Origin of the sequence: Thiobacillus sp. 65-1402 (assembly GCF_001897685.1) — a bacterium.
In the GTDB taxonomy this organism is placed as follows: domain Bacteria; phylum Pseudomonadota; class Gammaproteobacteria; order Burkholderiales; family Thiobacillaceae; genus Thiobacillus.
The window spans coordinates 1-9,525 of the sequence record NZ_MKUG01000097.1 but is presented as its reverse complement, the minus strand read 5'-3'; the positions used below and the strand labels follow the sequence as shown (position 1 = coordinate 9,525).

Genomic DNA, 9,525 nt, shown 5'->3' with positions numbered 1-9,525 from the left:
CGCCGAACGCGCCACCCTCGCCGAGCAGCTCGACGCGCGGCGGCGCCTGGTCGAGGCCACCGCAGCCGGCTTTCGCCTGTCGGAAGCGCGCTACAAGGGCGGCGTCGACAGCTACCTCGGACTGCTCGACGCGCAGCGTGCACTCTACGGCGCCGAACTGGATCTGATTGGCGTGCGCCTGTCCGAGGCCGCGAATCGCGTGGCGCTGTACAAGGCGCTGGGCGGCGGCTGGCAGTAAGTTCGGTCCTCGCCAGCGCCGTCGTGCCCGGCTCATGCCGGTGCGCCCCGCACATGCGCGCCGTCGCGAATGCGGCCCCCATCCTGTGCCGAAAGGAGTTCGACATGAAACGACTGCCCAGCTACTTCCTGTCCCACGGCGGCGGCCCGTGGCCGTATCTAACGGGCGAGTTCCGCGCGCACTATCGCCTGCTCGAAGCGTCGCTGCAGGCGCTGGCGCGGGAACTCGGCGCCAAGCCGCGCGCGGTCCTGATGGTGTCGGGCCACTGGGAGGCGAGCGAATTCGCCGTGATGGCGAGCCCGCGCCCGCCCATGGTCTACGACTATTACGGATTTCCGGAGCACACCTACCATGTCCGCTACGACGCGCCCGGCTCGCCCGAACTGGCCGGCCGCGTGAAGGGCCTGCTCGAAGCGGCGGGGCTCGGCGCCCGGCTCGATGCGAACCGCGGCTTCGATCACGGCTGCTTCACCCCGATGGCCGTGATGTATCCGGAAGCCGACGTCCCCGTCGTGCAGCTATCGCTGAAGACCGGCTACGACCCGCAAACCCATCTTGCTGCAGGCCGGGCGCTCGCGCCCCTGCGCGACGAAGGCATATTGATCGTCGGCAGCGGCTTGAGCTATCACAATCTGCGGGAGTTCGGCGAGCAGGCCAAGACGGCATCGGAGGCATTCGATGAGTGGCTGCAGGAGACCCTCGTGCGCACGCCGCCGGGCCAGCGTTCGCAACGCCTGCTGCAATGGGAACACGCGCCGTCGGCCCGGCGCGCCCATCCGCAGGCAGACCACCTGATCCCGCTGATGGTGGCAGTCGGCGCAGCCGAGGACGAAGCGGCCGCCTGCATTTACCACGAGCAGGGCTTCTTCGGCGGCGTGACGGCATCGAGTTTCCGCTTCGGCCACACGGCGGAATGACGGCGCGTTAGCCGATACCCGCCGCTGCTCGAAGATACCCGCGCAATAAAGCGCCTCCGGCCCGGCCGGGCCGGAAATCCCGGACGAGCTTTCCCGCCTCGCCCCGTCGCCTCAATGCATCGTACCCGGGGCCGCGTCGAGCGGACGGCCATTACGGATTTCCTCCGGCGTGGCATCGCGGATGTCCATCACATTCACCAGGCAGGTCACGCTCTGCCCGGCCAGCGAGGGATTGCCGTCCAGCCTGAGCTTGCCGTCCTCGATCGAGGTGACGTAAAAGGCCTTGGTCTCGCCCGACTCGTTTTCAAACAGGACTTCGGCGCCGACCCTGCGGAACTGCGGCGGCACATTATCGAGCTCCTCGACAAACACCAGGCTCTCGTCGCGCAGCCCGTACCCCTCCTCGGGCGCCAGCGTGATCTCGACCCGGTCGCCCACCTTGCGGCCCGCTACCGCCGATTCGATCGCCGGCAAAATGCCGCTGTTGGCGCCGTGCACAAAGCCGACCGGAATGTCGTGCTGCTCGACGACCATGCCGCGCGCATCGAGTATTGAGTAGGTGATATATACAAGTTTGTTGTGTGTCACGGTAACCATGCTGTCCCATCCCGAACCGTCAAAGAAAGCGCCACGCCATGGCCTGACTGGCGCCTACGCCGCCTGCTGCTTATGATACCTTCGAAGCCTGCCCCGCACACCGCCCGCCATGAAACCACTCAAACACCTGCCCGCCTGGAAAACGCTGGAACAGCACTTCAAGGACATGCGCGCATTCGACATGCGCAGCGCATTCCGCGAAGACGCGCATCGCTTTGAGCATCTGTCGCTGCGCTGCGGCAACCTGCTGCTCGACTACTCGAAGAACCGCGTCACCCCGGACACCATGCGGCATCTGATGCAACTGGCGCGCGAATCCGATCTGGAGGGCATGCGCAATGCCATGTTCAGCGGCGAGCGCATCAACTTCACCGAGCGGCGCGCGGTGCTGCACACCGCCCTGCGTGCGCCGGTGCGCCCGCCGCTGGTGGTGGAAGGCATGGATGTCGAGCGCGAAGTCGCAGCCGTGCTCAAGCGCATGCAGCGCTTCGTCGAATCGATCCACAACGGCAGCTGGCGCGGCCATACCGGCAAGCCGATCCGAGACGTGGTGAACATCGGCATCGGCGGATCGGACCTGGGGCCGGCGATGGTGTGTGCGGCGCTCGACCATTACGCGCTGGAAAGCGTGCGGGTGCATTTCGTCTCCAACCTCGATCCGGCGCATCTGGCCGGCACGCTCAAGCAGCTCGACCCCGAGACCACGCTGTTCATCGTCGCCTCGAAAACCTTCACCACCCTGGAAACTCTGGCCAACGCCAACTCGGCCAAGGCCTGGCTGCTGGCTGCGCTGCGCGCCCCCGCCGCGGTGGCACGGCATTTCGTGGCGCTGTCGACCAACGCGCAGGCAGTCGAGGCATTCGGCATCGACCCCGACAACATGTTCATCTTCTGGGACTGGGTGGGGGGGCGCTACTCGCTGTGGTCGGCAATCGGCCTGTCGATCGCGCTGCAGATCGGCTGGGGCAATTTCCAGGCGCTCTTGGCCGGCGCGCATGCGATGGACATCCATTTCAAGGAAGCCCCGCTGGAAGTCAACATGCCGGCCATCCTCGGCATGCTCGGCATCTGGTACGCCAACTTCTGGGGCACCGACACCTACGGCGTGTTCCCCTACGACCAGCGCCTGCGCCTGCTGGTGCCCTTCCTGCAACAGCTCGACATGGAGTCGAATGGCAAGAACGTCAACCGCGACAACAAGCTGGTCAACTACAACACCGGGCCGATCCTGTGGGGCGCGCCCGGCACCAACGGCCAGCACGCCTTCTTCGAGCTGGTGCACCAGGGCACGCGCCTGATCCCCACCGATTTCCTGGTGGCAGCGGTCAATCCCACGCCGCTGGCCGACCAGCACGAATGGCTCCTGGCCAACTGCCTGGCGCAGACCGAGGCGCTGCTGAAGGGCAAGTCGCGCGCGGTGATCGAGGCCGAACTGATCGCCCAGGGCATGAGCCGCGAAACCGCCAAGGCGCTGGCGCCGCACAAGGTCTTCCCGGGCAATCGCCCGAGCAACACCCTGCTCTACCAGAAGCTCGACCCGCACACTCTGGGCATGCTGCTCGCGCTCTACGAACACAAGGTGTTCGTGCAGGGCGTGATCTGGCAGATCAACAGCTTCGATCAGTGGGGCGTCGAACTCGGCAAGCAGCTGGCGCCGCCGATCCGCGCCGCGCTGAGTTCGGTGCGTGCGATCGGCGAACACGACGGCTCCACCCTCGGCTTGATCACCGACATCCGCCGGCGCCGCGGCCTCAGCACTTAGCGCATGATTTCTACTGCATCAGGCTCTTGACCCGCACGCGGTAGCTGAGCGTCGCGCTGCCCTCGGCGGGCACCCGCACCCGCCATTCGGCAATGCCGGCAGCCACCCTGGTGTGCGGCTGCGATTCGGAGAGCATCGTCCAGTCGCCCGGTATCGGCTCGCGCACCGTGATGCTTACCGCTTCCGGCTTGGCATTCTTCAGTACGATTTCATACGCCGACTCGAACACGTAGCCGCTGCGGCCGCTGCCGGCCAGCTTCTGGAAGGCGGTCTGTTTCTTGTCCGCCGTCAGCTCGAAGGCATTGCCGAGATTGAGGCGCACCGTTTCGTTCTTTGGCGTGTGATCGATGCGATCCTCGCCGACAAACTGCGCGTTGCCCTGGCTGTCCTTCTTGTAAACCCGGACGACGCCCCTGGGCAGCGGCACGCCCAGACCTTCGCCCTTGTTGTCGAATTCGACGAACACGCCCACCTTGATTTTCTGCCCCAGCTCGCCGTGCTGACCCGAGTAGTAGTAGGCCGCACCTTCGAGCAGGAACGTCTTCTTCAGCGGCACCCGGCCGGCCGACAGCAGCGCCACCTGCTTGGTCTGGTTTTCCGCCAGCGTGGTGGGGCGTTGCAGCGTGTAGAGGTGGTATTCGAACAGGGGCTCCTGCTGCAGCTCGGCCGCGTCGGCCGCTTTCGCCGCCATCGCCATCGTCGCGCGCGGCATCGGCTGGGCGTCGCGCACCCGGTTGAGATCGCCCGCCACCAATTGCAGTTTGGCATTGGGATAGGCTGCGCCGCTCTGGTTGGTCAGCGTCACCCAGCCGTTGAGATCCAGCCGGTCGTCAGCGGCATTCAGTTCGGCGACATAATCGGCCCGCCACGACAGCCCGCCGGTCAGATAGGACAGCTCCAGATCCTGTGCCCCCGCCGACGGGTTGATCAGCGAGATGACGAGCGTGGGCTTGTCGCGCAAGCTGTCGGGCACGCCCGCAAACGCCAGCCGCCCCGGCACACCGGTTTCGATGCGATCGGCGAACTTGAGCACCACGCCGCCGTTGGTCGCCAGCACCTTCGCCGTTTCGCGGGTTTCCGCGCCGCTGGCGGGGTGGGTGCGAATAACGCCGACCTCGCGTCCGACGTATTTTTCGAGCAGCTTTTGCGGCGTCAACAGGTCGAAATCGAAGTTCTGTTCCAGCAGGCGGAATCCGGCGGGACTCGACACATTGCGCAGCTGCGCCGTCTCCGGGTGCATCTGCGCCGCGACTTCGCGCCATGCCAGCCGGTTGAAGTCGCGCGTGAGCCCGACCCGCCGCGCATCCCTCACCAAAGCCAGATTGTCGTTGTAGATGGTGACCGCGACGCCTTGCTGGTCGGCTGCCGTGCTGCCGGTCTCGTCGCGCGGCGCGCCCCAGCCGGGTTGAGAGGCAAAGAGCAGACCGGCCATCAGCGCATTCAGCAGTTTCTTCTTCGTCATGTCGTCTCCTTCGCGTTTTGCGGCAACGGGCATGATGCCCGATGCACGCGAAAAATGGTTCGCGGCGCTAGAATGGCCGAACCCATTTTGCAGTGACTGTCATGAGCGCAGACGACCTCCATCCATCCCGCATAGTCGGCGGCGGCATCAATACCCGCGAATCCGATCAGCCCGTGGTGGTGACGCAGATGCTGGGCATCGCCAGCAGCAACCCGGTTCGCGAGGAAGCCCTGCGGGAGCGCTTCCTGTCGTTCGATCCGCTGTTCGACGCCGCCTCCAGCCTGGTCGCCCACCAGCTGGTGCTGCGCGGACGCACCGCTGCCGCCGATGCGCCACCCGAGCTTCGGCAAATGGACGAGGACATGTTGCTGACCGGCCTGTATTCCCTGACGCAGGACGGCCTGACAGGTGAGCTGCCCTTGCTGGTGCGGATCAGCGCCGGCGTGCTGTTCAGCGACATCCCGCAGCAACTCGATCACCGCCAGCTGATCTGGTGCGTAAGCCTTGATAGCGAGCAGCATCTGGCGCGCGCCCTCGCCCTGCAGGACGCCGGACTGACGTTCTGCCCTGCCTTCGACCGCAACCACGCGGTGATGCAGGATAGCGCCTCCGCCTGGCGCTATCTGGCCTGCCGCGCCGACGACATTCCACCCGCGGTGTCTGCGCGCCTGATCGTGGAGGGGGTACGGCACGCCCATACCCAGGCACGCTGGCCAGCCGACGCCTGGTTCAAAGGCAGCCTGTTTTCGGGCGACACCCAGCCTGCCGCCCATACCCGCGAGCAGGCCGTGCAGCTCGACTTGCTGGCGATCGCGCTGCGCCAGTCGCTCGATACGCTGATCCAGTTTTTCCGGCTGAACCCGGACATGGCGCCACGCCTGCTCGCCATCGCCAACTCGCCGATCGGCGGCCTGAGCCGCCCCGCCGAATCGGCCGCCCATGCACTGGTCTTGCTGGGACCCCAGCGCGCCGCACGCGTGGCGATACTGCTGGCCCTGGCCGGCGCCCATCCCACCGAGGCCACGCGCCACTATGCCGTGACCGCGCTCACGCGCGCGCTCTTCATGGGCAAAGTCACGCGCCTGGGCGCGCCGGCCGAGAGCGCCGCCGCCGCATTCGAGATCGGCCTGCTGTCGGCCGCCCCCCATGCGCTGTCGCTCCCGCTGGAGGCGCTGATCCGCAAGCTGGGGCTGGCGGCGGCCAGCGCGCTGGCCTTGAGCGCACACCCCTCCTCCGAAGGCGCGACGCTGCAACTGGCGCATGCCTGCGAAAACAACGATGCCGAGATACTGGCCCGCTATGCGCAGCAGCTGGATATCCCGCTGCACCAGATTTCGGTGGCCTACCTGGATGCCCTGATCGCGGCCTCGGCGCTCGACACAGCATTGCATTGAAGCAGCGTAAAATGGCGGTTTTTGTCCGCGCGCCCGTGCCATGCATCCCACCCTGGTTTTCGACATTGAAACGATCCCCGATCTCGCCGGATTCGCCGCGGTCAACGGCATAGCCGAAACAGCGCTCCCGCACGCGGAGCTCGCCGAAATGGCATTGTTGAACCGTCGCCAGAAAACCGGCAGCGACTTCATGCCGCATCACCTGCACCGCATCGTCGCCATCTCCTGCGTGCTGAGGAGCGGCGACCAACTGAAGGTATGGTCGCTCGGCGAGCCCGGCAGCAGCGAGGCCGAACTGATCCAGCGCTTCTACGACGGCATCGAGCGCTATACCCCGCAGCTGGTGTCGTGGAACGGCGGCGGCTTCGACCTGCCGGTGCTGCATTACCGCAGCCTGATCCATGGCGTGACGGCGGCGCGCTACTGGGACTGGGGCGACGACGACAAGGACTTCAAGTGGAATAACTATCTGGGCCGCTACCACACCCGCCATCTGGATTTGATGGACGTGCTGGCGATGTACCAGCCGCGCGCCAATGCGCCGCTCGACCAGATGGCGAAGCTGTGCGGCTTTCCCGGCAAGCTGGGGATGGACGGCTCGAAAGTGCTGGACGCCTTCCAGCAGGGGGAAATCGACGCCATCCGCAATTACTGCGAAACCGACGTGATGAACACCTGGCTGGTCTATCTGCGCTTCCAGAAAATACGCGGCACGCTCTCCGAATCGGCCTACGCCGCCGAAATCGAACTTGCACGCAGCACCGTGCAGGCCCACCCTGCCCCGCACTGGCAGGAATTCCTGGCGGCCTGGGCATGAACCCCGTCGTCGACATCCTCTCCCTCGACCACGAGGGCCATGGCGTGGCGCGCCTCGACGGCAAGGTCACCTTCGTCGACGGTGCCCTGGCGGGCGAACGCGCGGAAATCGCGGTCTACCGCAAGCATGCCAAATACAATTCGGCCAACGCGGTCGCCATCCTGAAATCCAGCGCCCAGCGCGCCGAGCCGCGCTGCCGCTACTTCGGCCGCTGCGGCGGCTGCTCGATGCAGCATCTGGAGGCCAGCGCCCAGGTCGCCGCCAAGCAGCGCGTGCTGGAAGAGAATCTCGCCCGCATCGGCAAGGTCCGCCCCGACGTCATCCTGCCCCCCCTGCACGGCCCCAGCTGGGGCTATCGCCACCGCGCCCGGCTATCGTCGCGCTGGGTCGACAAGAAAGGCGGCGTGCTGGTCGGCTTCCACGAAAAACGCTCCAGCTTCATTGCCGACATGGCAAGCTGCGAGATCCTCACGCCCGATGTCTCGGCGCTGATCCAGCCGCTGCGCGAGTTGATCGTGCAGTTGTCGAACGCCGACCGCACCCCGCAGATCGAGGTCGCCGTCGGCGAACACGTCACCGTGCTGGTGTTCCGCCTGCTTGAGCCATGGAGCGACGAGGACGCCGCCAAAGTGCGCAGCTTCGCCGAGCGCCACCGCGTGCAGGTGTGGGAGCAGAAAAAAGGCCCCGACACCGCGCGTCCTTTCTGGCCGGAAATTGCGCCTGAACTCAGCTACAGCCTGCCGGAGTTCGGCCTCGTCATGCCTTTCAGGCCGACCGAATTCACCCAGGTCAACACCGCCATCAATCGCGCCCTGGTCAGCCGCGCAATGCGCCTGCTGCAGCCCCAGGCCGGCGAGCGCATCGCGGACCTGTTCTGCGGCCTGGGCAACTTCACCCTGCCGATCGCCGGCAGCGGCGCCGAGGTGCTCGGCATCGAAGGGAGCGCCGAACTGGTTGCCCGCGCGCGCGAAAACGCCCTGCGCAACCGCCTGCCCAACGCCCGCTTCACGGTCGACAACCTGTTCGAGATGACGCCGGAAAAATTCGCCGCCCTCGGGCATTTCGACAAATTGCTGATCGATCCGCCGCGTTCTGGTGCCATCGAGGTCGTCAAATCCCTGCCCGACAACGGCGGGCCGCAGCGCATCGTCTACGTCTCGTGCGATCCCGCCACGCTGGCGCGCGATGCCGAGGTGCTGGTGCACGTCAAGGGCTACCGGCTCGAAGCGGCAGGCGTCGCCAACATGTTCCCGCACACCGCGCACGTGGAGTCGATTGCGCTTTTCCAGCGCTAATCCATTAAACTCACGCGCTTAACTCATTATCGAAAACCATGGCACTCATCGTACAAAAATACGGCGGCAGCTCGGTCGCCAATGTCGAACGCATCCGCGCAGTGGCCGAACGCGTGGCCAAATTCAAGATGCTCGGGCATCAGGTGGTGGTGGTGCTCTCGGCCATGTCGGGCGAGACCAACCGGCTGATTGCGCTGGCCAAACAGATCCAGTCCACCCCCGACCCGCGCGAGCTGGACGCCATGGTATCCACCGGCGAGCAGGTCACCATCGCCCTGCTGGCGATGGCGCTGAAAGACCTGGGACTGAAAGCGAAAAGCTACACCGGCGCGCAGGTGCGCATCCTCACCGACAACGCCTTCACCAAGGCGCGCATCCTGTCGATCGACGAATCCAAAATGCGCGCCGACCTGGATTCCGGCCATGTGGTCGTGGTCGCCGGCTTCCAGGGTGTCGACGAACAGGGCAACGTCACCACGCTGGGGCGCGGCGGTTCCGACACCACCGGCGTGGCGCTGGCAGCCGCGCTCAAGGCTGACGAATGCCAGATCTACACCGATGTCGATGGCGTCTACACCACCGATCCGCGTATCGTGCCCGAGGCGCGCCGGCTGAAGACCATCACCTTCGAGGAAATGCTCGAAATGGCGAGCCTGGGTTCCAAGGTACTGCAAATCCGCTCGGTCGAATTCGCCGGAAAATACAAAGTAAAACTCCGTGTGCTGTCCAGCTTTCAGGACGAAGGCGACGGCACGCTCATCACCTTCGAGGAAAACAACTCCATGGAACAGGCCATCATTTCAGGCATCGCATTCAACCGCGACGAAGCCAAGATCACCGTGGTCGGCGTGCCCGACCACCCCGGTATCGCCTACCAGATTCTCGGCCCGGTGGCCGATGCCAACATCGACGTCGACATGATCGTGCAGAACGTGGGGCACACCCATACCACCGACTTCACCTTCACCGTGCATCGCAACGACTTCGCCAAGGCGATGGATATCGTCAAGGTAACCGCCGCCGGCATTGGCGCGCGCGAGGTC

General features: G+C 65.6%; 9 protein-coding genes. 7 read left to right on the top strand and 2 right to left on the bottom strand.

Annotation, left to right across the window (positions count from 1 at the left end; genetic code table 11):
• Together BGO62_RS08060 and BGO62_RS08055 are read left to right on the top strand one after the other, a co-directional pair.
• A partial coding sequence (locus BGO62_RS08060; protein ID WP_296641062.1) for a TolC family protein occupies window positions 1-238 on the top strand: 238 nt, incomplete at its 5' end.
• Between the two features lie 104 nt (window positions 239-342).
• The gene (locus tag BGO62_RS08055; RefSeq protein WP_296641059.1) at window positions 343-1,155 is read left to right on the top strand and encodes a class III extradiol ring-cleavage dioxygenase; all 813 of its coding nucleotides are present in this window, start codon (window positions 343-345) and stop codon (window positions 1,153-1,155) included.
• Window positions 1,156-1,266: 111 nt separating this feature from the next.
• On the opposite strand, the gene BGO62_RS08050 is transcribed toward BGO62_RS08055, so the two are convergent.
• On the bottom strand, window positions 1,267-1,752 hold the full coding sequence (locus BGO62_RS08050; RefSeq protein WP_296641055.1) for an FKBP-type peptidyl-prolyl cis-trans isomerase: 486 nt from the start codon (window positions 1,750-1,752) through the stop codon (window positions 1,267-1,269).
• Between the two features lie 109 nt (window positions 1,753-1,861).
• On the opposite strand from BGO62_RS08050, the gene pgi reads away from it, so the two are divergent.
• On the top strand, window positions 1,862-3,514 hold the full coding sequence (pgi, locus tag BGO62_RS08045) for a glucose-6-phosphate isomerase (protein WP_296641053.1): 1,653 nt from the start codon (window positions 1,862-1,864) through the stop codon (window positions 3,512-3,514).
• A gap of 10 nt (window positions 3,515-3,524) precedes the next feature.
• Here pgi and BGO62_RS08040 read toward each other — a convergent pair whose 3' ends face one another.
• A complete protein-coding gene (locus BGO62_RS08040) occupies window positions 3,525-4,976 on the bottom strand; it encodes a DUF4139 domain-containing protein (RefSeq protein WP_296641050.1) in 1,452 nt (483 codons plus the stop codon).
• 101 nt (window positions 4,977-5,077) lie between these two features.
• Between BGO62_RS08040 and BGO62_RS08035 the strand changes: the two genes are divergently transcribed.
• From BGO62_RS08035 to BGO62_RS08020, 4 genes are all read left to right on the top strand, one after another.
• Entirely contained in the window at window positions 5,078-6,370 is a 1,293-nt protein-coding gene (locus BGO62_RS08035; RefSeq protein WP_296641048.1) for an HDOD domain-containing protein, read from the top strand.
• Window positions 6,371-6,410: 40 nt separating this feature from the next.
• Window positions 6,411-7,187 carry a 3'-5' exonuclease gene (locus BGO62_RS08030; protein WP_296641045.1) on the top strand — a complete coding sequence of 259 codons (777 nt, stop codon included), beginning with the start codon at window positions 6,411-6,413 and terminating at the stop codon, window positions 7,185-7,187.
• Window positions 7,184-8,482, top strand: coding sequence for a 23S rRNA (uracil(1939)-C(5))-methyltransferase RlmD (gene rlmD / locus BGO62_RS08025; RefSeq protein WP_296641043.1), 1,299 nt, complete (start codon window positions 7,184-7,186; stop codon window positions 8,480-8,482). The genes BGO62_RS08030 and rlmD overlap by 4 nt, the downstream gene beginning before the upstream one ends.
• 38 nt (window positions 8,483-8,520) lie before the next feature.
• Window positions 8,521-9,525: aspartate kinase (locus tag BGO62_RS08020; protein ID WP_296641042.1), on the top strand; the 1,005-nt coding region annotated here is incomplete at its 3' end.

What these genes read in the sequence shown, in the direction of transcription:
- BGO62_RS08055 (WP_296641059.1), top strand. Translation starts at nt 343, where the DNA reads ATGAAACGACTGCCCAGCTACTTCCTGTCCCACGGCGGCGGCCCGTGG.
- BGO62_RS08050 (WP_296641055.1), bottom strand. Translation starts at nt 1,752, where the DNA reads ATGGTTACCGTGACACACAACAAACTTGTATATATCACCTACTCAATA.
- pgi (WP_296641053.1), top strand. Translation starts at nt 1,862, where the DNA reads ATGAAACCACTCAAACACCTGCCCGCCTGGAAAACGCTGGAACAGCAC.
- BGO62_RS08040 (WP_296641050.1), bottom strand. Translation starts at nt 4,976, where the DNA reads ATGACGAAGAAGAAACTGCTGAATGCGCTGATGGCCGGTCTGCTCTTT.
- BGO62_RS08035 (WP_296641048.1), top strand. Translation starts at nt 5,078, where the DNA reads ATGAGCGCAGACGACCTCCATCCATCCCGCATAGTCGGCGGCGGCATC.
- BGO62_RS08030 (WP_296641045.1), top strand. Translation starts at nt 6,411, where the DNA reads ATGCATCCCACCCTGGTTTTCGACATTGAAACGATCCCCGATCTCGCC.
- rlmD (WP_296641043.1), top strand. Translation starts at nt 7,184, where the DNA reads ATGAACCCCGTCGTCGACATCCTCTCCCTCGACCACGAGGGCCATGGC.